Below are 26,837 nucleotides of genomic sequence, written 5' to 3' on the forward strand. Positions count from 1 at the left end.
CCGCGAAGTGTCGTCAGCCACCGGCCAGGTCAACGAAGTGGCGCTGCGCGTGGTCGCCGCGTCGAACTCGTCGATGTACAACTCCGATCAGCAAGCCTCGCGCACCAGCAGCGTGGCCGCCGCGATCAATCAGCTCGGCGCCGCCGCGCAGGAAATCGCCCGCAACGCCGCCCAGGCTTCGAATCAGGCCAGCGATGCTCGCGGCCTGGCAGAAGACGGCCAGCAAGTGGTGGATCGCAGCATCAAGGCAATGAACCAGCTGTCGAGCATGCTCAGCGCGTCGAGCAGCAACATCGAGTCGCTGAACAGCAAAACCGTGAACATCGGTCAGATTCTTGAAGTCATCACCAGCATTTCCCAGCAAACCAACCTGCTGGCGCTCAACGCGGCGATTGAAGCGGCGCGTGCCGGTGAGGCTGGCCGTGGTTTCGCGGTAGTCGCGGATGAAGTCCGTAACCTCGCGCACCGCACCCAGGAATCGGCGCAACAGGTGCAAACGATGATCGAGGAGCTGCAAGTGGGCGCCCGTGAATCGGTGAGTACCATGAGCGACAGCCAGCGCCACAGTCAGGACAGCGTGGAGATCGCCAACCTTGCCGGGGAACGCTTGAACAGCGTGACGCAGCGCATTGGCGAAATCGACGGGATGAACCAGTCGGTGGCCACGGCGACTGAAGAGCAGACTGCCGTTGTCGAGTCGATCAACGTTGATATCACCGAGATCAACACGCTGAACCAGGAAGGCGTGGAGAACCTGCAGGCGACGTTGCGGGCTTGCTCGGATCTGGAGCAGCAGGCTTCGCGGTTGAAGCAGTTGGTGGGTAGTTTCCGCATCTAAGATTGAAAGATCGCAGCCTGCGACAGCGCCTACCGGGATTCGAATGTAGGCGCTGCCGCAGGCTGCGATCTTTTTGCATCTGCCCCCCCCGTTGTAATCCCGACCGAACATCTATTCTGGATAAAGGTCAACCAAGGGAGAACCACGCAGCGGAGGGTTGATCACCGTGCACATCGCCGACATCACCATGTTCTACGCCCCGGCCAGCGGTGGCGTACGGACGTATCTGGATGCCAAACATCGTCGCCTCGGCTTTAAGCCTGGCATTCGTCACAGCCTGTTGATCCCCGGTGCGCATTTCGGCGAAGACGACGGCGTTTACACGGTTCCCGCCCCCGCCCTGCCCTTCGGCAAGGGCTATCGCTTCCCGCTGCGGCTCGCGCCATGGCGAAACGTCCTGCAGGATTTACAGCCCGATCTGATCGAAGTCGGCGATCCGTACCTCACCGCCTGGGCCGCACTTGATGCGCGCCGGCAACTCGACGTGCCGGTGATCGGTTTCTATCACTCGGACCTGCCGCTGCTGGTCGGCAATCGCATGGGCCATTGGCTCACGCCGAATGTCGAAGCCTACGTCACCAAGCTCTACGGCAATTTCGATCGAGTGCTGGCGCCAAGCCAAGTCATGGCCGACAAGCTCAGCAGCCTCGGCGTAAGCAATGTCTTCGTGCAACCGCTGGGCGTCGATTTGCAAATTTTTCATCCGCACGCTGGCGACCGTAATCTGCGCGCCGAGTTGGGCCTCGCCGAAGACACGCGCCTGCTGATCTTCGCTGGACGAGGCTCGAAAGAGAAAAACCTGCCAGTGCTGCTCAAATGCATGCAGCGGCTGGGCCCGCGTTATCACCTGTTGCTGGTTGGCTCGTCGATGCCCGCCGTGGTGCCGGACAACGTCAGTGTCATCGATGAGTTCTGCCCGGCCCCACGGGTCGCGCAATTGATGGCCAGTGCCGATGCGTTGCTGCATGCCGGCGATCAGGAAACCTTCGGCCTGGTGATTCTTGAAGCCATGGCCTGCGGCATTCCGGTGGTGGCCGTGGCGGCTGGCGCGTTTACCGAAATCGTCAATGAATCGTGCGGCCTGCTTTGCACGCCGAATCATCCGCAGGCCATGGCCAATGCGGTGCGTGAGCTATTCAGTCGTGGCAACACCCGGCTTGGCCAGCAAGCCCGCCAACATGTCGAACAGCATTACGCCTGGGACACGGTAGTGGACAGCCTGCTGGGTCACTATCACGCCGTGCTCGGTGATTCGTTGCCCAGAGTTGCCAATGGCTGAGCCCCTCGCCAAACCCGCCGTGTTGCTGGTGCTGCACGATGTAGCACCTTCGACGTGGGCGGATTACCAGCCGTTTGTCGAAGCGATCGACGCCCTGGGCAACGTGCCGATGACGTGGCTGGTCGTGCCGGACTTCCACCGCCACGACACGCTCGACGCTCATCCGGCGTTTTCTCGAATGCTCAGCGAACGCGTGGCACGCGGTGATGAACTGGCGCTGCACGGTTATTACCATGACGATCAGGAACCCGGCCCGCACACCCCGCGAGACTGGTTTATGCGCCGCGTTTATACCCACGAAGGCGAGTTCTATCGGTTGTCCCACGACGCCGCCCTGACCCGCCTGCGCGCCGGTGTCGAAATGTTCCAGCGCCACAACTGGCCACTGCACGGTTTCGTCGCCCCGGCCTGGCTGATGAGCGACGGCACCCGCCAAGCCTTGCGCCAATTGCCGCTGAGTTACACCAGCGACCCGCAACATCTTTATCTTCTGCCGGACTTCACCCCCGTACCCGCTCCCGGTCTGGTCTGGAGCGCGCGCAGTGCCTGGCGTCGAAGCCTGTCAAAAATGCTCAGCGATCAGCGGCAACAGCGCTGGCGCCAGGCGCCGGTGATTCGGCTAGGCTTGCACCCCGTGGACATGCGTCACCGTTTTTCCCGTGATTATTGGCTGCACACTCTTCAACAACTGCTGGCGGATGGACGCGTACCGATGAGCAAAATCAACTGGCTGGCACAACAGCGCGGTCAACTGGAACACGTCGCATGAGTCGCGGCATTCTGTTACTGATCGGCTTGCTCGCGGCAGTGCTGATCCCGGTGGTGCTGGGCGGCGGCGAAATCTGGGCGCGTTTGCAAAGTTTTCCGCTGCACTGGCTGCTGGTCATGTTCGGCATGATCCTACTCTGCTGGGGCATCAATACCTTGCGTTTACGCTTGTTGCTCGGCGATCAGTGCGAGCGCGTCACGCCACTGAAAAGTCTCGGCGTGGTCATGGCCGCTGAGTTCGCCTATTGCGCCACACCCGGCGGCAGTGGCGGGCCGCTGACGATCATGGCGTTACTGGCGCGCAGCGGCGTACGTCCGGCGCGTGGCAGTGCGGTGTTTGCCATGGACCAGCTCAGCGATTTGCTGTTCTTTCTCTGTGCGTTGAGCGGGATTCTGATTTACGCGCTGTTCCAGCACCTCAGTGATCGCCTCGAATGGCTGCTGATGGTCAGCGCCGTGTCGTTGTTTGGCGGCCTGTTCAGTTGCGTGTTGCTGGCACGTTACCACCGCGCCCTGATCCGTCTGAGCGGTCGTCTGTTGGCGAGGATGAACGTCAAGGCCGGTACCCGTCGCCGTTGGGCGCGCAAGCTGCTGCACTTTCTCGCCGCGTTTACCGACACGTTGAAATTGCCCTGGCAAACCCTGGCCAAGGTGTTCGCCCTGACCTGCGTGCATTGGCTGCTGCGCTATAGCGTGCTGTATCTGGCCCTGCGCGGGCTGGGCGCAGACTTGCAATGGGCGTGGAGTTTTCTGGTGCAGATGCTTTCGCTCGGCGCCGGGCAGTTCAGTCTGTTGCCAGGTGGCGCGGGGGCGGCGGAATTGACCTCGGCGGCCCTGTTGGCGCCGATGGTGGGGAAATCGACGGCAGCAGCGGCGATTCTGATCTGGCGGGTGGTGACGTATTACTTTTATCTGGTAGTAGGGGGACCGGTGTTTTTGTTGATGCTGGGTCGGCCGTTGCTGAGGAAACTGATGAAGGTGCGTCAAGCTTAAAAGATCGCAGCCTGCGGCAGCTCCTACAGGGATAAGGGTTCAATGTAGGAGCTGCCGAAGGCTGCGATCTTTTCAGGCATCCACCGTTTCATCATCAGACTCCGGTTTGAGTTGTTCCCACAATTCAGCTGCACCGGGAAACTCGGTGCCATCCTCCGGGCTCATGTCCTCCGGGTCGTAGCGACTCAAACACCCCTCGCCCAACGTCGCCGGTGCTTTGGAAGTGGCTTTGTCCAGTGGATCGGTCATGGCTTTTCCTCAAAGCAGAAATGACAAAGGGTCTGGACGATTGAACGCCCAGACCCTTGGTTTTTCAAGCCTGCGGGCGTTCGATCAGAACACCACGGTCTTGTTGCCGTGCACCAGCACGCGATCTTCGAGGTGGTAACGCAGGCCGCGAGCCAGCACCATCTTCTCGACGTCACGGCCGAAACGCACCATGTCTTCGATGCTGTCGCTGTGGCTGACACGTACCACGTCCTGCTCGATGATCGGGCCGGCATCCAGCTCTTCGGTCACGTAGTGGCAGGTCGCGCCGATCAGTTTCACACCACGCAGGGAAGCCTGGTGGTACGGCTTGGCACCGACGAACGACGGCAGGAAGCTGTGGTGAATGTTGATGACCTTGTGTGCATATTCGCGGCACATGTCCGGCGGCAGGATTTGCATGTAGCGCGCCAGCACCACCACTTCGGCGTCGTGCTGTTTGACCAGACGCGACACTTCATCGAAGGCCGGTTGCTTGTCCTGCGGATTGACCGGCACATGGTAATAAGGGATGCCGTGCCACTCGACCATGCTGCGCAGGTCGTCGTGGTTGGAAATCACGCAGGAGATTTCGCAATCCAGCTCATCGCTGTGCCAGCGGTGCAGCAAGTCCGCCAGGCAGTGGGATTCGCGGCTGGCCATCAATACAACGCGCTTTTTCTGCTCGGTGTCGGTGATGCGCCAGTCCATCGAGAACTCTTCAGCGATCGGTGCAAACTTCTCGCGCAACACTTCAATACCGAATGGCAGCGAGTCGGCACGAATTTCGTGACGCATGAAGAACCAACCCACCTGATTATCCGAGTGGTGGCTCGCTTCGGTGATCCAGCCATTGTGGGCTGCCAGAAAATTACTGACTTTGGCAACGATGCCAACGCGGTCCGGGCAAGAAATCACCAGACGAAAAGTGCGCATGAGGGGAAGACTCCAGAACTTCGCAAAGGCCGCCATTCTAGCGACTGCGCGGGAAAACTGCAGTATTGATCGGCGCTGGCGTGGGTTTGGGCAGACGATACGGCTTTTTGACGGGGATAAACGTCAACGTGATGGCGCTCTAGTGGCGCCGCATCAACAGATCTTTGTGAATATCTGTGATGACTGCATCACACTATTTAACGGAACAATCAATTCATGCCTATTAATCGTAACTAATTTAAATAAAAACTCCGGTTAAATGTTTACTTGATGAAACAGCCTGACTATTATTGCGGCACTGTCCCCTGCCATTCAACACCTCCACATAAGGTAGTTCTCATGTCCTTGATCAACGAATATCGCGCCACCGAAGAAGCTATCAAAGAGCTGCAAGCCCGTTTGAAGAACCTGTCGCAAGACGACAAACTGCAAACCGAGCTGGAATTCGAAGGCAAACTGCGCACCCTGATGGGCGAATACTCCAAGTCGCTGCGTGACATCATCGCGCTGCTGGACCCAGAGTCGAAAACCAAAGCACCACGCGGCGGCGCAGTAAAAACTACCGGCACCAAGCGTGCTCGCAAAGTTAAACAATACAAAAACCCGCACAACGGCGAAGTCATCGAAACCAAAGGTGGCAACCACAAAACTCTGAAAGAGTGGAAAGCCAAGTGGGGCGGTGACGTGGTTGAAGGCTGGGCTACCCTGCTGGGCTAAGCCGCAACGCCCGTCGCTGATTGATCGGTGACGAAAAAGAAACGCCAGCCAATGCTGGCGTTTTTTTATGCCCGACATTTATGCCGGGCATGTTCGATTTCAAAGATCCAAACGTTTGCGTAATGCCTGGACATAATTCTGCCATTCATTGATCACCGCGCTCTGCATCGGCGTCGCACTAAGCAGCCATTGCTCGGCCGTGTTGATAAATGATGTCAGGGTATTCGGCGCCCCCCATTCAGGCACCGACAAACGCTGCTGGCAAAATATTCTCCAGCGCTCTTGCTCTTCAGAATTCAACGTATCGGGAAAGTTACGCGCTCGATATCGAAAGAGTAATTCAGGCAAACGTTCATCATCGAAAGGCCATTGCTCTTGCGCTAATTGTGCCGGATCGGACGCTCTCACTTGCTCACATAGACGGCGGTCGCGATCACCGATAAATCCGTCGTACAACTGTTGTTCCGGATCTTCGCTGGGGGTGAAATCTTCGCTGGCATAAATCGCCGCCACTTTATCTTTCCAAACTTGTTGTGCGTCAGTTAGTCGCAGTGCTCGCGCCTGATAAAGCGCCATGTCCAGACCCAGTCGCTGCTGATCTTCGGCGCGCAACACCGACAACGGTGCCACCACCGGGCAACGATTGATGTGAATCAGCTTGAGCGGTACCGGCAATTCGCCTTCGAGCAAATCGTCGCGGCGCGTGTAAAGGCGCTGGCGCAGGGTTTGCGCATCCAGGTCGAGCAAGCCCTGCGGGTCGAGGTGCAAGTCGCAGACAATCAGCGCATTGCGGTTTTTCGGGTGCCAGGCCAACGGCATGACCACGCCGACGTAACTGCGCGCCGCGGAGAAGCGCCCGGAAATATGCACCAGCGGCTGCAACAGGCGAATCTGATCCATGACCTTCTGTTTGCTGCGCAATTGAAACAGCCAGTCATAGAGCTTCGGCTGTTTCTCGCGAATCAGTCTGGCCAGCGCGATGGTCGCGCGCACATCGGATAACGCTTCGTGGGCATGACCGTGATCGATGTGGTTGGCGGCGGTCAGGCGTTCAAGCTTGAGGGTGACGCGGCCCTCGTCATCGGTCGGCCAGACCAGGCCGTCCGGGCGCAATGCGTACGCGGCGCGCACCACATCGATCAGATCCCAGCGACTGTTGCCACCCTGCCATTCCCGGGCGTAGGGATCGAAGAAGTTTCGATACAGGCTGTAACGCGTCATCTCGTCGTCGAAACGCAAGGTGTTGTAACCCGCGCCGCAGGTGCCGGGCGCGGCCAGTTGCGCGTGTACGCGAGTCATGAAGTCGGCTTCGCTCAAACCTTTTTCGGCGAGCTGGCTGGGGGTGATGCCGGTAATTGCACAGGCCGCCGGGTGCGGCAGGATGTCTTCGCTGGGCTGGCAGTAGAGGTTGACCGGCGCGTCGATTTCGTTGAGCTCGTGGTCAGTGCGAATCCCGGCGACCTGCAGCGGGCGGTCGTTACGCGGATTGATGCCAGTGGTTTCGTAGTCGTACCAGAAGATTGAAGTCACGGGCGGTTCCTGAACTGAAGATCGGCAAAGTCTAGGCGCTCAACCCTTGTCGCGGCCAGCCTCGCGTCATTTCTGCACGTTGCCTCACACGCGGTGCAATACATAGTGATGTCGTTTCCCCCCGAGAGGCTGCTAGCATCGGACGCACTTGCACCCCGAACAGGCGAACATCAGGTAGCCCATGCTCGAGACCACAGCACCGCCAAGGAAAGCACCGCTGGCCCCGCCGCTGGATACGCGGCATCAGGTCGAAACGCCGGAAGGCATCGACCTGCCCCTGCGTCCGGCCGGATTAATGGTGCGGTCTGTGGCGTTCGCGATCGATCTGGGCATTCGCGGTGTGATCGCGGGCGTACTGTTTATCGCGCTGGCGTTCCTCGGCAAGCTGGGTCTGGGTCTCGGTTCGTTGCTGCTGTTCGCCATCAGCTGGTGGTACATGGTGCTGTTTGAAGTGCTGCGTCAGGGCCAGTCGCCTGGTAAACAGTGGATGGGCCTGCGCGTGGTCCACGATGACGGCACACCGGTGGGCTGGTCGGCTTCGTTGCTGCGCAACCTGCTGCGCTTCGTCGATCTGCTGCCGTTCGGCTACTTTCTCGGCACCCTCAGTTGCCTGCATCATCCGACGTTCAAACGCCTCGGCGACATTGCCGCCGGCACGCTGGTGGTCTACAGCGAACGCAAGCTGACCCGCCCGCAACTGCCCGAGGCCGAACCGCGCCGTTCACCCGTTGTGCTGACCCTCAGCGAACAACGCGCGGTGCTCGGGTTTGCCGAACGTCAGGGCGAATTGTCAGCAGCGCGGGTCAATGAACTGGCCGCCCTGCTCGCCCAGCCGCTCCACATTTCCGCGCCCAAAGCCGTGACGGAACTCAACGGCATCGCACGCGGCTTGTTGGGCCCGACATGAAGCAAAGCCTCTTCGAAAGTCGCCACAAGGCCGAATGGGAGCGTTTTGCGCTGGCCCTCGAACGTCTTGAACGCGGCAAGGACACCTCGCAGGTCAGCGCTTTCCCCAAAGCCTATCGCCGACTTTGCCAGCACCTGGCGTTGGCGCAGGAGCGCGGTTACAGCAGTTTCCTCATCGACTCGTTGCAACAGCAAGTGCTGCGCGGGCATCAGCAGTTGTATCGCCATCGCAGTCGTCTCGGGGCCAATCTGCTGAGCTTTATCCTCGCCGATTTTCCGCGACTGGTGCGCGCCGAATGGCCTTTTGTGCTGGTCGCGGCGCTGTTGTTTTTCGGCAGTCTGATCGGTGTTGGTGTGTTGGTGTATGGGTTTCCCGAGCTGGTTTACAACCTGATCCCCGCCGAACAGGTGCGCGAGATGCAAGGCATGTACGACCCCGTCGCCGGCCACCTCGGTCGTCCCGCCGAGCGCGCGGCCAGCGAAGACTGGGTGATGTTCGGTTACTACGTGATGCACAACATCGGCATCGCCTTCCAGACCTTCGCCAGCGGATTGCTGATGGGCATCGGCAGCGCGTTCTTTCTGTTCTACAACGGGCTGGTGATCGGCGCGGTCGCCGGGCACCTGACCGAGATCGGTTTCGGCCAGACCTTCTGGCCGTTCGTCATCGGCCATGGCGCCTTCGAACTGACGGCGATTACCCTCGCCGGCGCGGCCGGCCTGGAACTCGGCTGGGCGCTGATTGCCCCCCGGCGCCTGCCCCGCGCCGAAGCCTTGAAACGCGCGGCGCGCAAAAGCGTGTTGCTGGTCTGCGGAGTGATGGTGTTTCTGCTGATCGCGGCGTTCATCGAGGCCTATTGGTCATCGAAAACCAGTGTCGCCCCGCTGACCAAATACCTGGTCGGCGCCGGGCTCTGGTTAATGGTCGCGACCTATCTGTTGTTCGCCGGAAGGAATCGCCATGCGCCTGAGTGACGCCACGGTGGTGATCCGTCCACGCACGAACTGGGAAGCCATGGATCTCGGCGTGCTGATGTCTCAGCAGCACCGACGTCTGTTGATGACCAGTTGGGCCATCGTCACCCTGCCGCTGTTTGCCGTGCTCAGCCTGCTGCTGTGGGATTCTCCGTCGCTGGCGGTGTTTATTTTCTGGTGGTTGAAACCAGCCTACGAACGCCTGCCGCTGTACATCCTTTCCAAAGCACTGTTCGGCGAAACACCGACGCTCAAGCAAGCGCTGCGCGAGTGGCCACGGCTGCTCAAACCTCAATTGCTGGCCAGCCTGACCTGGCGCCGGCTGAGCCTGAGCCGCAGCTTTCTGATGCCAGTGATGCAACTTGAGGGCCTCGATGGCAACGCGCGACAGCAACGGGTAACCGTGCTGTTGCAGCGCAGCGCGGGCGCTGCGCAATGGCTGACGATCATTGGCGTGCACCTGGAAACGGCGTTGTGGATCGGCTTGATGGTGCTGTTCTACATGCTCCTGCCGCAGCCGATTGAAACCGATTGGGACTGGCAATCGCTGATTCTTGCGGCGGACCACGACTGGCGCTGGCTGGAGCACCTGACCAATGCTTTTTATGCGCTGGTGCTGGTGGTATGGGAGCCGATCTACGTCGCCTGCGGGTTCAGCCTTTATCTGAACCGCCGAACGCACCTGGAAGCCTGGGACATCGAACTGGTGTTCCGTCGCTTGCGCCAACGCCTGAACAACGCTGTGCTGGGTCTGCTGCTGGCGGTGTGTCTGGTATTGCCGAACATGCCCTCGGTGTGGGCTGCCGAAGCCGACAGCGGGCCCGATGCTCCGCGCTTGTTGAATCAGCCGCTGACCAGCCAGGCCTCGCGCGACAGTATCAAGGCCCTGCTCGAACAGCCGCCGTTCAAGAACAAGGAGTCCGTCACCCGCTACCGTTTTGGCGAAGACCCGGCAGCGCCAGCCAAGGATTCAGAACCCGGTGAAGCACCGCAGTGGCTGAAGACGCTGCTGGGATGGCTCGACGGTCAGCATTTCAACACGCTGGCCAAGCTGATCGAGGTGCTGCTGTGGGGCACGGTGATTGCCTTGCTCGGCTGGCTGGTCTGGCATTACCGTGAATTTCTGCGAGCCTTCGTCAGCCGCCGCCCGTCCCTGCCGGCCAAACCCAAGCGAGCGCTGCCGCAACAAGCCTTCGGCCTGGATTTGAACCGCGACACCCTGCCCGACGACATCGCCACCCGCGCCGAACAACTCTGGCAAACCCAGCCCCGCGCGGCGCTGAGCCTGCTCTATCGCGGTCTGCTCAGCCACCTGCTGCATGACTTTGCGCTGACCTTGAAACCCGCCGACACCGAACATCAGGTGCTGGCGCGCGTTGAACAATTGCAGCGCCCGGAGTTGCTCGCATTCAGCCGCGAACTGACCACTCATTGGCAGAACATGGCCTACGGGCATCGAATCCCGGCGGCGCATCTGCAACAGCAATTGTGCGATGGCTGGCGCGCCCTGTTCGGTCACGGGGCCCGGTCTTGAACCGGCGTTCACTGTGGTGGATCGGCGCGCTGATCGGTACGCTGCTTGTCGCGTTGAGCGTTTTTCTGTTCCTCAAGGCCAAGCCTTATCAGGAAGAAGTCGATCATGGCCCCTCGCCTGCCGTGCAGGCCAATCCGTATCTGGCGGCAGAGCTGTTCTTACAGCAACGCGGCCTCAACGTCAGCCACGCCGAAAGCCTCGCCATACTCCCCGACATCGACCCACGTCGACACACGCTATTGTTGTTCAACGACCGTTCACGCATGACCCCGCGTCAAGTCGAGCAAGTCCTCAACTGGACGCGCGCCGGTGGGCGGCTGGTGTTTGTCGCCGAGTCGATATGGGACGAGCAGACCCGCCAGAGCAACGATCTGCTGCTCGATCGGGTGCAACTGCATCAGTCGCTGAGCAAAGACCTCAAGGAGCCGCCCAACGATCAGGAGCCAGAGCGCTTCCCGCAATTGACCAAGCTCTATCTGGAAGATGAAGACGCACCGGCCTATGCCGGTTTCGACACCGACTTCCACCTCGACGACCCGAAAGATCTCGCGCAAGCCTGGGCCAACAGCGCCAGGGCCACGCACATGATGCAACTGCCCTACAGCCTCGGCTCGATCACCGTGGTCACCGACGCCGAGTTGTGGAAGAACAAAACCATCAGCCAATACGACAATGCCTGGCTGCTCTGGTACCTGAGCGCCGACACCGACGTCACGTTGATCTACAACACTGAACACGACGGGTTGCTGACCTTGCTTTGGCGCTACTTCCCGCAGGCCATCGTCGCCCTGCTCGCCTTGATCGGCCTGTGGCTGTGGCATGTCGGCGTGCGCCATGGCCCGCTCCAGGCGCCGGCCCCGAGCGGGCGGCGACGGTTGCAGGAGCATCTGCGCGCCAGCGCCGATTTCGTCCTGCGCCACAATGGTCAGCAAGCATTGCTGCAAGCGCTGCAACAGGACGTGTTGCGCCGCGCTCGACGCCGTCACCCCGGATTTGATCGATTGAATGTCGCCGAACAATGGCTGGCGCTGTCACGCCTGACCCGCCAGCCGACCCGTGCCATCAGCCAGGCCCTGAGCCCGGTTGCGAACCAGCGTTTGTCCAGCGCCGAGTTCTGCCGTCAGGTCGCCCACCTGCAAACCTTGAGGAACACGCTATGAATGAACAGACCGAGCCCGGCAGCGCCAGCCACGCCGCCCAGCAACGCCAGCGCGCCAGTCAACTGGCGCAAGCGGTTCGCAGCGAATTGCAGAAAGCCCTGATCGGCCAGAATCAGGTGATCGACGACGTACTCACGGCGTTGATTGCTGGCGGCCACGTGCTGCTCGAAGGCGTGCCGGGGCTGGGTAAAACCTTGCTGGTACGCGCATTGGCGCGTTGCTTTGGCGGCGAGTTCGCGCGCATTCAATTCACCCCGGACCTGATGCCCAGCGACGTTACCGGCCACGCCGTGTACGACCTGCAGACCGAGCAGTTCAAACTGCGCAAAGGCCCGCTGTTCACCAACCTGCTGCTGGCCGATGAGATCAATCGCGCGCCGGCAAAGACCCAGGCGGCGTTGCTCGAAGCGATGCAGGAGCGCCAGGTGACGCTTGAAGGTCGCGCCCTGCCGATCGCGCAACCGTTCATGGTGTTGGCAACGCAGAACCCGATCGAACAGGAAGGCACCTACCCCCTGCCCGAAGCCGAGCTCGACCGGTTCATGCTCAAAGTGCGCATGGATTACCCCGACGCCGAACAAGAGCTGAACATGGTGCGTCAGGTCAGTCGCTCGACCCGCGCTGACATGCTCGATGTGCAACCCCTGCGCACGGTGTTGCAAGCCAAGGATGTGCAGGCCCTGCAACGCATTGCCAGTGATCTGCCGATGGATGATCAGGTGCTCGATTACGCCGTTCGACTGGCACGCAGCACCCGCACCTGGCCGGGGCTGACCCTGGGTGCCGGGCCGCGCGCCTCGATTGCGCTGGTACGCTGCGCCCGTGCCCGCGCGTTGCTGCGCGGCGGCGAGTTCGTGATTCCCGACGACATCAAGGGCTGCGCGCTGGCCGTGCTGCGCCATCGCGTGCGCATCGCTCCGGAGCTGGACATCGAAGGCTTGCAAGTCGATCAGGTGTTGCTGCAACTGCTCGACCAGATCCCGGCGCCGCGCCTGTGAAATCCGTTTTGGGCAGAAAAGATCGCAGCCTTCGGCAGCTCCTACAGATGTTCCATGTAGGAGCTGCCGAAGGCTGCGATCTTTTCAACGAACACCCCGGTGCCATGCCATGAAACCCTCAAGACTCCTATTGATCTGGCTGACACTGCTACTGGCCATCGGCATCGTCCTCGGCGCCTTGCAGGCATTGGATATCGACCTCCCGCCCAGCCTGCTGTCGATCAACTGGGGCTTGCTGCTCGCCCTGCTGACGCTCGCCGCCATCGATGCCCTGCGCCTCAAGCGCCTGCCCGCCATTCGCGTCAAACGGCAAATGCCCGGCAGCCTCGCGCTCGGGCGCTGGGGCGAAGTACGCCTGGAGGTGGAACACGACTTCAGCGAGCCGCTGCACCTGCAACTCTTCGACCACGTGCCGGACGGCCTGATTTTTGAGAACCTGCCGCTGAACGTCGAATTGCAACCCGGCAAAATCAGCCACATCGGCTACCGCCTGCGCGCCCTCAAACGTGGGCACTTCAGCTTCGAACACTGCGAAATCAACCTGCCGAGCCCACTGGGTTTATGGTCAGGCAAACGCCTGCTCAACGTCACCGGTCACACCCGCGTCTACCCGGATTTCGCCCGGCTCTATGGGGGTGAACTGCTGGCGGTGGACAACTGGCTCAGCCAGCTCGGCGTGCGGCAAAAACAGCGCCGTGGTCAGGGTCTGGAATTCCATCAACTGCGCGAATTCCGTGAAGGCGACAGCTTGCGTCAGATCGACTGGAAAGCCACCGCCCGCCAGCGCACACCGATCGCCCGTGAGTATCAGGACGAACGTGATCAGCAGATCATCTTCTTGCTCGATTGCGGACGCAACATGCGCAGCCAGGATGATGAACTGTCGCACTTTGACCATGCGCTGAACGCCTGTCTGCTGCTCAGTTATGTGGCGTTGCGTCAGGGTGATGCGGTGGGCATGTGCACGTTCGCTGCTGAGCATCCGCGTTACCTTGCGCCAATCAAGGGCACCGGGCAGCTCAACGTTTTGCTCAACAGTGTTTACGACCTCGACAGCAGTCAACGCCCGGCGGACTATCAGGCGGCGATCCGTCCACTGTTGGCCCGGCAGAAACGCCGAGCGCTGGTGGTGCTGGTGACCAATGTGCGCGAGGAGGACGATGAAGAACTGCTGAGCGCCGTCAAACACTTGAGTCAGCAACATCGCGTTCTGCTGGCCAGCTTGCGCGAAAACGTGCTCGACCCATTGCAGTTGCCGGGCGTGCAAACCCTCGATGAAGCGCTCAACTATTGCGGCACCGTTGACTACCTGAACAGCCGCCATGCACACCATGAGCGATTGGCGGCTCATGGTGTGCAGTTACTGGATGTTCGTCCCGCTGAGCTGGGGGCAGAATTGGCCACGCTTTATCTGAGCTGGAAAAAAGCCGGCCAGCTCTGAATGCCGATTGATCACCCGACGGTTTGTTTGCCAGACGCACCGCTCAACCCGCAACATCCTGCGACTGTGCGCTGGTCGAGGCATTGATCGTGAAAGGGTTTTCCGGCGAAGTGGCGAGTACCCGCTCGGCAACCAGAAACAACGAAAAACTGCCTGCTGTCAGACCCGGCGTATTACTGAAGGTCAATCTCCAGGTCAGCCCCTGAGCCGTCAACAGACGCCTCGTACCCAGCGCAGAATCGACTGTCACACCCAGTTCAGTTGCGCCTGGTCCTCTCCAGCCCAGCTGCACGTAAGTATTGACCGGCAGTTGGGTCGCATCCTTGAGTTTGAGGGTGACTGTATGCGTCTGGCCGCGACGCGCGAACGCCGTCATTTCTCCCCAGGGACTGACTTCTGTACTGTCAAACTGAAATTCCACGTTGTCCCAGACATTGCTTGCCAGTGCCTTGACCATCATCGTTCTGCTGTAAATTTCACCGTCGAACTTACTCTCCAACTCAGCGATGACCTCATGAGGACCGACGGTTTTCGGCTGGTACAAAAACAAGGAAAATCCGTTGCGGCGGCTTGGCTCGGAAGTGGCCTGTCCATCCGTGGAGCCCTTCCACGTCACAGGCACGTCCTCGACGGGCCGTTCGGTGAATAGGGATCGGACCTGCTGCGCCACCCCGACGCGCTCCTGTTCAGCAACCACAGGATCAATAATGGCCTCATGTTCGATACCGGTAAAATCGACCCGGTGATGGCCCAGATTCATGGCAAAAGGTCCGTACGCGAAGCCTGGTCCGATGCCCGGAATGAGCACCGTCAATGTGAACGTGCCTATCTCCACGCTGCTCCGACAATCCAGACTCCACTTGGCTCCTTCCGCGGTCAGTTCAACCGAGGTACCCGGTTCAGGGTCGACCTTTATCTTGAGCTCAGCAGGGGGTTGCCCCTCCCATTTCAATTGCACATCGAGACCTGCCAGCGCACTGCCTGCCCTGTACTGAAAAATAAAAGGCAGATTCATCCCCAGGCAGGGAAAACCACCCAACACAGGGTCGATTTTGAATTGATCAAAAGCCAGCGTTGCTTCATTTTCAAAATTTTTGGAGATCACCCTCCCGACAATCTCCCAAGCTGGAAGAACTCCCTCACAACATATGCGCAGGCTGAAACGCCCCCCTATGGGTGCGTTCGATTTGATACTCCATGTCAGCGCCTGCCCGTATTCCAGTCGCTTTTTTTCGCCCAGGGGCGGATCAAACACCAGATCGAGTTCCGGGTTCTGATCTGACATTTCAAGGTGTATCCATTCGCCGGAAAACTCGGGCTTGATCGAATCCAGCTTCAGCTGTCCCTCCTCCCCCGACAGGCAGACAATGCCTACAGCTGCATCCAATGGCATATCCCGCATCGAGAGGCTGGTGAACTCTGTCCACGGATTGGACTGCACCGGTGCCAGGACAAATGTATGAGAGAAACTGCTTTTGTCGTACGGGCTTGTTACCTGCGCAGTTATATTGATGGGGTCAACGGTTTTGGGTTGATGGGGGAACTCACTCCATCCACCCGCCCCGGTAGTGCGTTCTACGACGGGGCCTTCTCCAACGCGCCAGCCCACAATCACCTCGGGAGCATCAGCGTCGATGGTTTGCGATCTGACCTGAAGACTCAGTAAAGCAACGGTCTCGTCATCAATGACCGGATATTTGGTGGACATCCGGGTCTCGCCTTTATCCAACCAGTTATGCGCCAGCTTCATCAGGTTCGGTCTGGACGCTGTTTTCAACCTTGAACAACTCACAAGCAATGAATATTGACCGTTGCGTTTATTCTCGGCGGCCATGGTCCATATCACCGATGCCTCTGCCAACGGCACAAATATTTCCAGCGATGGACTGAAGCCCACGCCCAGTGTTTGCGGTGAGTCCCCCCCAGCAAGCCAGCTCAAGGCAAAATCGGTATCTTCCAATGGGTGATCTGCGGGCAGTAAAAGCTTGAGTTGATGTGAACCACCGCGGTTGGGATAAGCCGTTGCGTCTCCCCAGAGCGCCGCGTCGATTTCGTCCAGTTGCAACTCGACCGTGTGCCACGGACTGTCCAGCAGTACCCGGACGGGAACCTCCAGAGAAGCGTTATCCGGGTAATAAAAACTATCTACCGATGCGACGATCGTCTGCAGCCCGCCTTGCGTGTTATCGGGTTTGAACGTGAACGTCGCATCGCCCTGCGCGTTGGTATGGCTCTCATCCAAGATCTTGCCCCCGAGCGTCCAGGTTACCTTGCGATAGGCCATCGGTTTTTGCGTGTAGTAGGACTTCACGCGGACGGTGATCGGAATGTCTTCATCCAGTTCAACCACCGGGTAGTACAACGGCCCGTCCACCACCTCAAGTATCAGCCTGTAATGGCCCAACATTGCCGGTATTGAATAAATTTCAGCGGTGTATTCGCTGCGGATCCCTAACGAATGCTCTGTGTCCGGCTCATCCATGTCGGCGCAGATTAACTTCCAGCCCCCCTCCATCGGCTGCTCTTGACCCAACTCAGGGTCCGAACTGACGCCTCCAGAGGGCTCGGCAGATTCATCGAGCAACAGTGAAACCCGGGTGCCAAGCCACGGACTGTCGGCTTTCGGTGTGATCGACAGTCGGTGCGGTTCGGTACCTGCCAGTCCCGCACCTCGACAAAGAAAGATCTTATCGGTGGTTTCTATCTCATCCCCATCAAACTTCAACGACTGCACCTGCAATGGGGGCAGTTGAACCTCGACACTTACACCCGTCACGCGCAACCCTCGGTGAGGTTGACCGCTGTTGGCCGGGGTGACAAAGCGGATCGTGACCTGTTGTTCCGCAGGCGAATAAAATTCGATGGGTTGCTCGAATTTTTCCAGATAAAGCACGAGAGGCTGGGGATTATCCAACAGCGACGATGAGACCAATTCATAGGATTGCTCGGGCCCGCTGTCCGGACTGATCACAACCTGACACGTGGCGCCATTGGTCGACTGAAACTCAAACCGCAAACAATAAACCACCCCTGGCTGAGGTTTGACCGGCACGTGAACCGTTTGCAATGCCTCGCCTTCGTTGACCAGTTTCAAGTGCCAGCGCAGGGTGCCCCCGGAGTCCAGCTCCTGAGCCGCCGTACCTTTGGTGTAATCCGACAATGTCCAGCCGTCCACATTCGAGACAAACTCTCCATTGACGATAAGGTTCTTGTTCGCGAGAAGCGCTGGCGTATTCATGGTTGTGCCTTCCTTGTCCTAACGTTGCCATCGACTGCCCGAGCGTCTGTGCGTCGAGCCTGCTCAACCGCGTTGCGGGTAGTGGCGTTACAATTCTTGTTCGACCTCAGCGGCAAATGCCGCGCCGCCGTCGGCTGCCATATAGCTGAGATGGAAGATGATGTCGGTCAAAGATTGGATGATCTGCTTTTGTCGAGGATCGTTATGACGAGGGAACTTGAACTTCCAGGAGGAAACGGCCCCCGTGCCCTCAAATGGCAAGTAGCGGCCATTGGTAAACTCCAGCGCAACAACGCCGTTATCATTCAGCCCGGAAGACACGGCAATCCGCTGACTGCTACGCACGTTGACCTTGACTTCACTGGGGGCGGCACCGCCCGACGCCACCTGATGAAGATACCGTACCGACTCGATCGTCGGTTTGATGGCGGTATGACTGCCGGTTTGCACCAGTAGCGCACGTACGTCCTGATAGGGCGCCACTACCGCCGGGAGGGTGACCGAGACAGAGATGATCTGACGGAGATAGTGACCCGGATAGTCTTCGTCAAAGGACTTTTGCGCCAAGCGGAATGTCAATTCTCCAATATCGCCCTTGATCAGATCGTCCCACTGTTTTTCATCCTCGGGTGTGGCATCAGGGCCTGTCAGCAATTGGCGTAGCGAAATGGTTTTGACCAACTCCAGACGACGTTCGTGTCGAACGAGATAGGCCTTCTCCATCATCAGCAAAGCATGGCGCAACGATTCACCGACAGTCAGTCCGTGCCACTGATCATCCCAGGTATTGAGAGGGATATGGCTCACGTCATATTCGCCCGTTTCATACATCAAGCTGCTCTGGGCGTTCAGGCACATGCCAAGCACCGCATCGTAAGCCTGGAAATACATGCACTTCAGTTGCCCCAGCAACCAACTGTAGAGTTCGCCATTGGTACTGCGTCGTTTGAAGAATTCATATAGTTCCACGGCCTGAGCGCTAGCGACCCTTGATTGTTCCAGGTTGGCTTTGGCGGCATTGATGGAGTGCTGATGGGCTGCAATCTGTTCATTGACGCCGCGCATTTCCTGCCGGGCCTGATCCAGGGCAAACCGCCACTCCACGTCCCGACGGCGATACTGCTCATTGATGGCATTTTTCTCGGCGTCCATCATCAGAACCTTGGCCGCAATACCCATTGCACCACCCAATGCATACGGAATGGCTGCCAGACGATAGCCCCCCCCAGCAAGGCCCCAAATATTCGGAATCAACTCCAATCCCGAACCAACGGTCTGGAACGCTGCCACACCCAGCTCCAGATATTTTGCCAACTCGGTATCTTTCATCACATCGTACTCGGCCTCGCTGATGCCCTCCTTGACGAGCGCTGCGTAGTGATCAATGCGTTGCTGAACCAATGCAGCATTTTGCTCCAGTGCTTTTTGCGAGCCGAGCAGATTGGCCAGCGCTCCTTCCTGGATAGTCTGCGCATAACTGCCCAAACGGGTGACCTGGCTCAACTGCAATTCTTCCTGCTCGCCACGATTGAACAGTTCCATGTACTGGCGTACCTGCTCACCGTCGCTGATCAGGGTATTGACCATGCCCTTGCAGACTTCAAGCAGGTAACTGAAGCGATAAGGCAGTACCACCAATTGGCCTCCTGCGCTCCTGGGACGTCCGCTGGCCCCCTGCCCCATTGCGATCAGCAGCTCTTCAGGGTCAATCGGTGGACTGAACAGCGGGATGGACACTTGTTTGCCATCCAGTGTCAGGCTGTGGCGCAAGTTGAACAGCCGCGCGTCGAGATCCTTCCACACCCTGACCACCACCTCATCCAGCGGCAGGCGAAACACCTTGCTGCCCAACAGCCCGAATTGAGTACGAGCCGAGGTGCCTACGGGGACATCGGTCACTGGAAGTTCGAATTCGCTCTCGAATTGTTTCAGCGCCGTTTGCGAGTCTGCATCGGCAAGCAACTGTGCAATCGTTCGCGGCTCCCATTGATGGGAGGTCTTGATTTCGGGGGCCGTGCCCATCAAGGCCAGCGCACGCACATACAAAAGCTTTGCCTGGGTGAGGCTGTCACGGGTCAATTGACGGTATAACCAGTCACCATGCGCGATGATGTTCCGCACATACGCAAGAAAGGCAGCCTTGCGAAAGTGAATGGGGGCGGTGTACCCAATGGCATTCGGATCACCAGGCTCACGGACCTCATAGGCTGGAATGATGATATCTCTCAGCAGCGGGCGGCAGCGCCAATAAGCCGGGGCCGGGATGACCACCGGATCATCGGGGTGGGGTTGCACAGGCTCAGTGATTTCCTTGTCCATCGGATTGAACAAGTAGTGCAACCATTTCTGGGCCTCCTCATAGCGCCCCTCGGCATCGAGCCGATTCGCAATCAGGTGGGGCAGATGGAAGAACAGCTCCCAGAAAAACAAGCCGTTGGCCCCTTCGAACGGGCCACTCAGTTCAACGCTGCCATCGGGTGCCGCTGGCTCACTGATATGCTGGGTTTCCCACGCCAACAACGCCTGTATGGAAATACTTGCACGCTGGATCAGTGAAAAACCAAACAAGGTATTAAGGCGTACGTACTTCAATTGCTGTGCCGGGTTATTGAAGGCCAGGAACTCGGCGCCCTCGGCATTGCTTTTATCAATCGACGGAACCGTGAAAAGCCTCAGAGCCGTATTGAACGTCAGGCTGAAATGGTTACGACCGAACGTCGTCCCGTTGTGTGGCTTTTCGACCCCGAAATAGAACGGCATCGACATACCCAAGGGCACACCGTAGTTTCTGCGATACCTGACCCACGGTGTGGTGAACGCACCATCCAGGGTGCAGATCCCTGACCAATCCGGAGGATCATTGACCGAGCGAGCAGCAAAGGTGATTTTGAACTCCGGGCTGGCGTATTGATTGGCGTTGCGCAGAATATTCTGCTGACTGGCGAAACGCGTATTGAACTCAGATACCGAAAAACCTGCGCCATCAAGAATTTCAGTGGCCGTGAGCAGGCTTAATCGAGACAGCTGTGCCGACGACAACGCATACGGCTTGGTAGCAATCCAGCTGTCCATTTCGCCGTCTTGGGAGAAGTCGCTTTTGTTGAAACCGGCAATCGACTCACCCTCCAATTGCAACGAGAAATCAACTCCGCCTTGCGCGGACAGGCGACACATCACGTCAAGAGAAGCTTCGCCGCGATGCTTGATCTGAACCTCTACATCCTGGCCGGCGTAACTGCCTTTCCAGGCGATGGCCAGTTCTTTCAAAGCGTATTTGAGCGGCACCTTCGCCGTGCTGCGCCCGCGTACCCACCAAGTGTCCCAAGTGATGCCTGTTTCGACGGTGCGATAACTGACGGCCTCCAGAGAAAAACAGGCGTTGTATTCGCCCTCTATCTGCCCAGCGCCATTCTCTACACGTACTACGCTGCTGGCCGTGCGTTCTTTGAGCCCGATCTTGAATTGCAATGATTCGCCGGGGAAACGAATCAACTGCAATTCACGCAGCGTGGCCTGGTCATTCTGGACCGGTCGAAACAGCGCGTCCCTTGTCTGGAATATTTCCAGGTCACCGTCCAGCGCCTGCCCGTTCAGCGACGCATGGGTCGAGTACAACAGCGCCAATTGCTCATTTTTAGGGTCGGGCTGGGCAAGGACTACGGCGATAAACTGGCCGGCGGATACGTCGCGGTCATAGTTTTCCTGAAAAAGCGAAAACGCCGGTGACCAGCTGTTGTTGAACGAAAGATATGAACACTTGATTTCCAGCGACCAACGAAACTGCAAGTTTTCACCGTCGGATGACCGCTCACGCCATTCGACCCACACCACAGTCAAGCGGCCAGCCCAGCGCACCAGACGAATACTCAGCACCTTGCCTGAGGCCAGCACCCCGATCGGCTGCCACTCTGTCCACGCCGTCGGGTTGAGTGTCGTGCTTTGATTGTCCAGATCTACCTGCGCTTCGCGCCAAAAGTAACCGAAGGGCTCTGTCTGTTCCTGGGCCACGAACAAATACGTTGCGCGCTGGGAATTGGAGCCGTCGACGTAACCGCTGCGCAGCGTCAGCTTGCTGACTTGCTCGAACTTGTGCAGGTATTCCTGCACCGCGACCTGCACCGAGTCGGTGGTGAGCCGCATCTGTCCCAGATTGCTTTCCAGTGCTTTGAACAGCGTGGTCTTTCTCGGGCGATGCTGCGGCAAAATGTAATGGTACGCATAGTCCTTCAGGCGCTCACCACCTGCCCAGAGCGGGTACGACAGCCGGTACTGCCATTCACTGAGAATCTCCGGCGCGATAGCAACGCCCTCGAATCCACGCTCCATACCATGGACGATCGAACCCACGTGTTGTTGCACCGCATCCACAAAAACGGATAACTGGCTGGCTTCATGGTTGCTGTCTACCAGTGAGTCGATCATCTGGTACTCATAGAGGTCGTTGGGCGTCTTCAGCACTACGCTTCCATCCCAGAGTTTTTCACCCAGAATCAAATCGAGCATCGCGTCCCGACGAGCCTCTGCCAGCTCACTGATAAACTTCTGTTCCATGAACTCTCTCCCTGAAGGCAATCTCTGAAGCTCAAGCGGCATCGTTTGGCCGGGCATTACCGGCCGGGTCGGGATTTGCCCGGATTCAAGGGGCTCAACGTGCCCGGCCAACTCGGCACCTGCTGCACGCGATCACAATGCAGGCCCAACTCGAATGAAGCGCTTTTGCCGTATCCACACGTGATGACCCACACCATGGGCTCGCCCGTGAACTCGCGACGTGCGGCCAACCCTGGGCTGAATTTGATGTCGAGCATGTCCGGACGGTATTTCGAACTCCAGCTCAAGGCCGCTTGTGAGCCAATCAGTGGACTGCCGGTCCCCGGGTCGACAGAGAGACGATATTGGCGTCCCTTGTGCAGATTGAGGGTGTCGCCCATGCCGATGATGGTCTCTTCAGGAGGGTCCTCAGTGAACAGGATGACCTTCCACTCCAGTGCTGCAATCACCTCGATTTTAAAAGTTCGCGTCTCAAGGGGGTTGCCCTCAAGCATGGCGGTCACGGTGTAATGCCCGACCTTCTGCTCATGGAACTGGAGCGTCGAACGACCGTCGGCGGTACTGCGTACCCGGGTGGTCTGGGGCCCCGGATTGCCGGGAAGGGGGCTGGCGGACACTGTCCACAGCACTGAATAGTAGGGAATGGCCCTGCCGCTGCCTGGCTCGACGAGCGCGACCCACAAGCTGATTGCCTGCCCACCCGCCACGGGGAAGGTGTAGTCGTCAGACGCCGTCTGGATGATGACATCGCTGGCCACCTCAACCTCAAGCTGGAGCGCAATATCCGAAGCGAACTGGGCAAACACCGTCAATGCTCCCGCCGCAGGAGCGGGAACCTCGAACAGCGAAATTCCCAACGCCGAACTTGGTACGGTATGTCGCGTCGGATCGGCGCTCGTCCACCAGATGACCTCCTCGTTGGGCTGAAGCGAACCGGAAAGTCCTGCCACCGCACATTGAACTTGTAATGGCCGCCCCGCCACAGCCTCGGATACCTGTGCGAGGGGTTGCAGATAAGGTCGATCGACAAACTCGATTTTGCCGGGGATGACAATCTGGTTCTGATTCTCGCCATAGGTAACGGACAGGATGGCAACACCCGCCTCGGCACTGGACACCTGCACCTGGGTAAAGCCATTTTCATCGGTAAACGCTTCGCTCGGAGCGACCTCGCCATGCGTCGTTGCCCATGCAACCGAACGCCCGGCCCCAGCGTTGCCGAAATCGTCAACCAATCGCACGCTCGCCGTAATGGCTTTCAGGCGCCCGGCCAGCACCGGTTCCACCGGCAGAGGTGTTACCGTCTGGAGGTCGAAATTGAGCGATGGCTCATCACAGTCGATGATCGTTGCCGGCCCATAGGCAGGCTGCCCGAAGTCCAGGTTGAACGTCACATGGGCCGTGCCGACCGTGTTACCCGCCTGAAGCAGCGCCTCGGTTCGTCCCTCATTGTCGGTCATGCTCTCAGGGGTCAGCATGACCCCCAGATCCGTGTTCCAGTAAACCTGCACACCGCGCAACGGCTTGCCAAAATAATCCAGGACGTACAGAACGTAGGTCGCCTTCTCACCCGCCAACCTTGCCACCAACCGGTTCGAATCAACGGTGCAGCGAGTGGTAATGCTCTGCCCCACTTCCCTGGATTCATCGACAGGTTGCACCACAGAAGAAGTCTGCAGGGTTTCCAGTACGTTTTTCGCGGCCGCGGCAATAATCTGTTCGGATGCCAGAGGCTGCAGCTGACCCAGCGCAAGAATCATGGTGGAGTCAAGGCCGCTTTGCCTGGCGAACGCATGCACGCGCAGCAACAGGTCAATCTGCGCCAGGTTACTGATCAGCGCTCTCGACGGCGCCGCACCTACAGGGGGATTAACGTGATGGGCGCATTCCAGGACGTCTCTGATGGTCCAGCCGAAGAAGGTGCCGAGCCTTTCAGCCGCCGCATCACGTACCAGCCGCAGTTGATCTGGCGACATATCGGCAGGCAAGCGGTTGATCTGCACCAGGTAGTCAAGGATGAACTGTTCAGGCTGCTGCCCCAGCGCCAGGACCCGGCTATACAGCGACAGGTAGTAAACCGTGTTGATCGAAATTTCATATTTTTCATTGAGGTTGAACCAGACGTATTGTTCATCCACTAACAATGTCGTCAGAAAAGTCGCGCTGATCTTGAATTGACGGACAATGGCGCTACGTCGTTCGAGCTCGACCATCAATGTAAGGAACGGCTCAGCGTCGCCCTGCTCGCCCTCTAATGCTATCTGCTCGGGCATACGGCTAAATGCCGCGTCCAGCAGAAAGTAAGGCGTGCCCTGCGCCCAGGCCAGAGTCGCCAGGACCACGTCCGAAGACAGCCTGCAAAAAATCACCAACGCCTCGCGTACCACTTCTTGCTGGGCTGCCCGCACTGGCATTAGAACACCGAGGATCAACGCTTCGACCCGCAGCAACTCATGCGGGCCAGTGGTCACGTCCATCACCGACTTGACGGCCTGTCGAATCGTTTCGGTTGCTCTGAGCAAGTAGTCGCTGTCGCTTTCCTCTGCTCGCCCGATCATCAGTCCCTGCGGGTTCACCAATGTCGCCAGCGCTCTCAACCACACACCGTCCTGCCCATTGTGACCAGGCGGCACGCCTGCCGAGATCAATGCAAATTCGAGCAACAACACCGGTTGAACCTGCCTGCGCAACTGCTCCAGCAAGCGGCTCTGCGCATCCGTCTGAACCGGCGTCACCTGCACCGGGTTTACGTTCTGCGCCAACCAGAGCGCAGAAACATCGTTGTCGTTGCACCATTGCACACACATCATCAAGGCGCGAATCACGCTGAGCGCGTCCGGAGTTTCGGCGCTTGTTCGCGTCTGGATGTCAGGCACACCGGCCAGCTGCGCTACCCACCCGTCGCCCCCGTTGTCCAACGTCTGGAGCAGCGAGCCCAGTTCCACGGGAGTGATCTTGAACAGCCGCGCGAGGGTGACCATCCGGTAAAAACTTGAAAACACCTCCAGGCTGCATTCGAGCCGGGTCTTGTAAGAAAAAGACTTGGCAATGAGCGTGGCCAAAAAACGATACGTCCCGAAATTGATATTCAACACGCTACAGATCTGATGCGCGATGCGCATGTCCTGCTCACTGCTGGGGACAATCTCAAATGTGCGGTCTTCCAGCTGCAGAGGCTCTCGATAAGGTGTCTGACTATTGAAGACAAGATCAAATTGCGCCACGGCTTCGCCATGGCGATAGGGCGAAAGAAGTCCAATGAACACTGCAAAATCTTCCGCCGGGCAGTTGTAGCGCGCCCTCAACTCCTGAAACAGACCCAGTGCGCTCAAGGTCTTGCCGCTGATCCAGATATCGGTATTGCCGGATCCGCCTCGCTGCTCGGCGAGAATGGCCGCCATGATCAGTCGATCACTTTCGCGCGGGGTCAAATCCAGCCACAGATCGAGACGCCGTTTACGGTTGATGCGGTCCATGCGATGTTCGTTCGAGTTATCGATATTCTGCAGTTCGAACTCAGCACCGGGTCCGGTTCGAGCAAGACTTATCGCCGGGTCAACTGTCGCATTGATGTACGCGGCACCTGAGTGCGCCGCCGACACTGTTGTGTCCTCGGGATGCAACAACAAGGCATTGGGCGAAAGCGTCGGAGCATGGTCGGCGAGGGCAAAAAAAGCTTCGACACCCTCCTTGTCCAGCCTCAAGGACATGCGCAAAACCCAGACCTGCATGAGGTCTTTCAAGCCTATATAGCCAAAGTTAGTCAGGTAAAAATCACCGGCGGATTTAGCAGGGTCAGGATCAATCAATCGTGTACCAGGATCGACCCGTTGCGTAGCTGAGTGCACGCTATGGGTACCGAGCGAAAAATACGGACTCTCCAGTAACAGCGTCTGTTGAACCGGCCCCAAGCCGCTCAACAGGCGCAGCGCCGTGTCTGACTGGCGACCCCGAGCGTTTTTGTTTTTGAAGTAAGGGAAACCGATATCGGTCCATCCGATGAGATCACCCAAAGTGACGTGGTCGCCGGCGCGTCCAAGCACATAGGTAATAGCGTGCCAGTCCGGATCATAGGGAAGCTTGTGCGGATGCCTCGAACGACGCAGCAAAGCATCAACATCCTTGTCGCGGCCCAACTTCTCCTTGATCTGCGCTTCAAGCAGATGATTGACGATTTCCAGTGCCGGTGCGCTGCGCCGAACAGCCATGGAGTCCATCAAAAACTGCATCAGCTCGGGACGGCGTGTGGTGAGCGGTTGATAAGTCAGCGGGTCGGCCAACGGGACGACTTCATCGTACATCCACTTCAACAGCGCAATCAGGTAAGCCAAAGGTGAATAGGCCGACTCAATCGCATCGACTGGGGCGGCGGCGGTAAAGTCAGGTTTGAATTGGTCTATAAATGTCGGCAGCTCCACCAGCGCCCGCACGCCTTGGCCCTGAGGCGCTTCGGACGGGGACTTGAGTACCTGACGCTGCTCGCGGAATGCGCGTGCGATGTACAGGGCCAGACTGTTGGCGCGCCCGGCCAACTGAGTTGCGTCCTCGATACTCAACCCGGTTTTCCGGGAAAGCTCGGCCGGGCGCAGGTTCACCAGATCAAAAACACTGTCCCTGGACGCGAGGAATGGGTCCAGCCGGGCCGATGCCGATGTCACCGAGGCAGAGTCACCGAACACTGCACGAAACAGTTGATCGACAGGCCGTTGAGAGGAATGGGACATAGG

General features: G+C 58.6%; 17 protein-coding genes. 11 read left to right on the top strand and 6 right to left on the bottom strand.

Features of this window, described 5'->3' with window-relative positions:
• Positions 1-73: 73 nt before the first annotated feature.
• The 4 genes from PMI37_RS32455 to PMI37_RS09815 all read left to right on the top strand — a co-directional run bounded on the left by PMI37_RS32455 (position 74) and on the right by PMI37_RS09815 (position 3,878).
• On the top strand, positions 74-838 hold the full coding sequence (locus tag PMI37_RS32455) for a methyl-accepting chemotaxis protein (RefSeq protein ID WP_371043227.1): 765 nt from the start codon (positions 74-76) through the stop codon (positions 836-838).
• Positions 839-1,025: 187 nt separating this feature from the next.
• Positions 1,026-2,117, top strand: coding sequence for a glycosyltransferase family 4 protein (locus PMI37_RS09805; protein WP_177323307.1), 1,092 nt, complete (start codon positions 1,026-1,028; stop codon positions 2,115-2,117).
• Positions 2,110-2,886: a DUF2334 domain-containing protein gene (locus tag PMI37_RS09810; RefSeq protein WP_008080395.1), complete on the top strand. Its 777-nt coding sequence runs from the start codon at positions 2,110-2,112 to the stop codon at positions 2,884-2,886. The genes PMI37_RS09805 and PMI37_RS09810 overlap by 8 nt, the downstream gene beginning before the upstream one ends.
• Positions 2,883-3,878, top strand: a complete 996-nt coding sequence (locus tag PMI37_RS09815; RefSeq protein WP_008080397.1) for a lysylphosphatidylglycerol synthase transmembrane domain-containing protein — start codon at positions 2,883-2,885, stop codon at positions 3,876-3,878. The genes PMI37_RS09810 and PMI37_RS09815 overlap by 4 nt, the downstream gene beginning before the upstream one ends.
• Positions 3,879-3,950: 72 nt before the next feature.
• On the opposite strand, the gene PMI37_RS32020 is transcribed toward PMI37_RS09815, so the two are convergent.
• Together PMI37_RS32020 and purU are read right to left on the bottom strand one after the other, a co-directional pair.
• Positions 3,951-4,127: a hypothetical protein gene (locus PMI37_RS32020; RefSeq protein WP_008080399.1), complete on the bottom strand. Its 177-nt coding sequence runs from the start codon at positions 4,125-4,127 to the stop codon at positions 3,951-3,953.
• A gap of 84 nt (positions 4,128-4,211) precedes the next feature.
• Entirely contained in the window at positions 4,212-5,060 is an 849-nt protein-coding gene (purU, locus tag PMI37_RS09820; RefSeq protein WP_007912774.1) for a formyltetrahydrofolate deformylase, read from the bottom strand.
• A gap of 339 nt (positions 5,061-5,399) precedes the next feature.
• Between purU and mvaT the strand changes: the two genes are divergently transcribed.
• The gene (gene mvaT, locus PMI37_RS09825) at positions 5,400-5,777 is read left to right on the top strand and encodes a histone-like nucleoid-structuring protein MvaT (protein ID WP_007933316.1); all 378 of its coding nucleotides are present in this window, start codon (positions 5,400-5,402) and stop codon (positions 5,775-5,777) included.
• A gap of 99 nt (positions 5,778-5,876) precedes the next feature.
• Here mvaT and sbcB read toward each other — a convergent pair whose 3' ends face one another.
• Complete coding sequence (gene sbcB / locus PMI37_RS09830; RefSeq protein ID WP_008080401.1) at positions 5,877-7,307, bottom strand: exodeoxyribonuclease I; 1,431 nt, start codon at positions 7,305-7,307, stop codon at positions 5,877-5,879.
• 181 nt (positions 7,308-7,488) lie between these two features.
• On the opposite strand from sbcB, the gene PMI37_RS09835 reads away from it, so the two are divergent.
• The 6 genes from PMI37_RS09835 to PMI37_RS09860 all read left to right on the top strand — a co-directional run bounded on the left by PMI37_RS09835 (position 7,489) and on the right by PMI37_RS09860 (position 14,321).
• Positions 7,489-8,214, top strand: coding sequence for an RDD family protein (locus tag PMI37_RS09835; protein ID WP_008080403.1), 726 nt, complete (start codon positions 7,489-7,491; stop codon positions 8,212-8,214).
• A complete protein-coding gene (locus tag PMI37_RS09840) occupies positions 8,211-9,188 on the top strand; it encodes a stage II sporulation protein M (protein WP_008080405.1) in 978 nt (325 codons plus the stop codon). Before PMI37_RS09835 ends, PMI37_RS09840 begins: the two co-directional genes overlap by 4 nt.
• On the top strand, positions 9,175-10,722 hold the full coding sequence (locus PMI37_RS09845) for a DUF4129 domain-containing protein (RefSeq protein WP_008080407.1): 1,548 nt from the start codon (positions 9,175-9,177) through the stop codon (positions 10,720-10,722). Before PMI37_RS09840 ends, PMI37_RS09845 begins: the two co-directional genes overlap by 14 nt.
• The gene (locus PMI37_RS09850; protein ID WP_008080409.1) at positions 10,719-11,882 is read left to right on the top strand and encodes a DUF4350 domain-containing protein; all 1,164 of its coding nucleotides are present in this window, start codon (positions 10,719-10,721) and stop codon (positions 11,880-11,882) included. The genes PMI37_RS09845 and PMI37_RS09850 overlap by 4 nt, the downstream gene beginning before the upstream one ends.
• Positions 11,879-12,880: an AAA family ATPase gene (locus PMI37_RS09855; RefSeq protein WP_008080411.1), complete on the top strand. Its 1,002-nt coding sequence runs from the start codon at positions 11,879-11,881 to the stop codon at positions 12,878-12,880. Before PMI37_RS09850 ends, PMI37_RS09855 begins: the two co-directional genes overlap by 4 nt.
• A gap of 109 nt (positions 12,881-12,989) precedes the next feature.
• Positions 12,990-14,321, top strand: coding sequence for a DUF58 domain-containing protein (locus tag PMI37_RS09860; RefSeq protein ID WP_008080413.1), 1,332 nt, complete (start codon positions 12,990-12,992; stop codon positions 14,319-14,321).
• 43 nt (positions 14,322-14,364) lie between these two features.
• Here the strand turns inward: PMI37_RS09860 and PMI37_RS09865 are convergent, their stop codons facing one another.
• The 3 genes from PMI37_RS09865 to PMI37_RS09875 all read right to left on the bottom strand — a co-directional run bounded on the left by PMI37_RS09865 (position 14,365) and on the right by PMI37_RS09875 (position 26,834).
• Positions 14,365-17,559, bottom strand: a complete 3,195-nt coding sequence (locus tag PMI37_RS09865; protein WP_008080415.1) for a hypothetical protein — start codon at positions 17,557-17,559, stop codon at positions 14,365-14,367.
• Between the two features lie 87 nt (positions 17,560-17,646).
• The gene (locus PMI37_RS09870; protein WP_008080418.1) at positions 17,647-22,110 is read right to left on the bottom strand and encodes a neuraminidase-like domain-containing protein; all 4,464 of its coding nucleotides are present in this window, start codon (positions 22,108-22,110) and stop codon (positions 17,647-17,649) included.
• Positions 22,111-22,166: 56 nt separating this feature from the next.
• Positions 22,167-26,834: an Ig-like domain-containing protein gene (locus tag PMI37_RS09875; RefSeq protein ID WP_008080420.1), complete on the bottom strand. Its 4,668-nt coding sequence runs from the start codon at positions 26,832-26,834 to the stop codon at positions 22,167-22,169.
• Between the last annotated feature and the right edge of the window lie 3 nt (positions 26,835-26,837).

The sequence above is a fragment of the Pseudomonas sp. GM80 genome, assembly GCF_000282515.1.
Taxonomy (GTDB): domain Bacteria; phylum Pseudomonadota; class Gammaproteobacteria; order Pseudomonadales; family Pseudomonadaceae; genus Aquipseudomonas.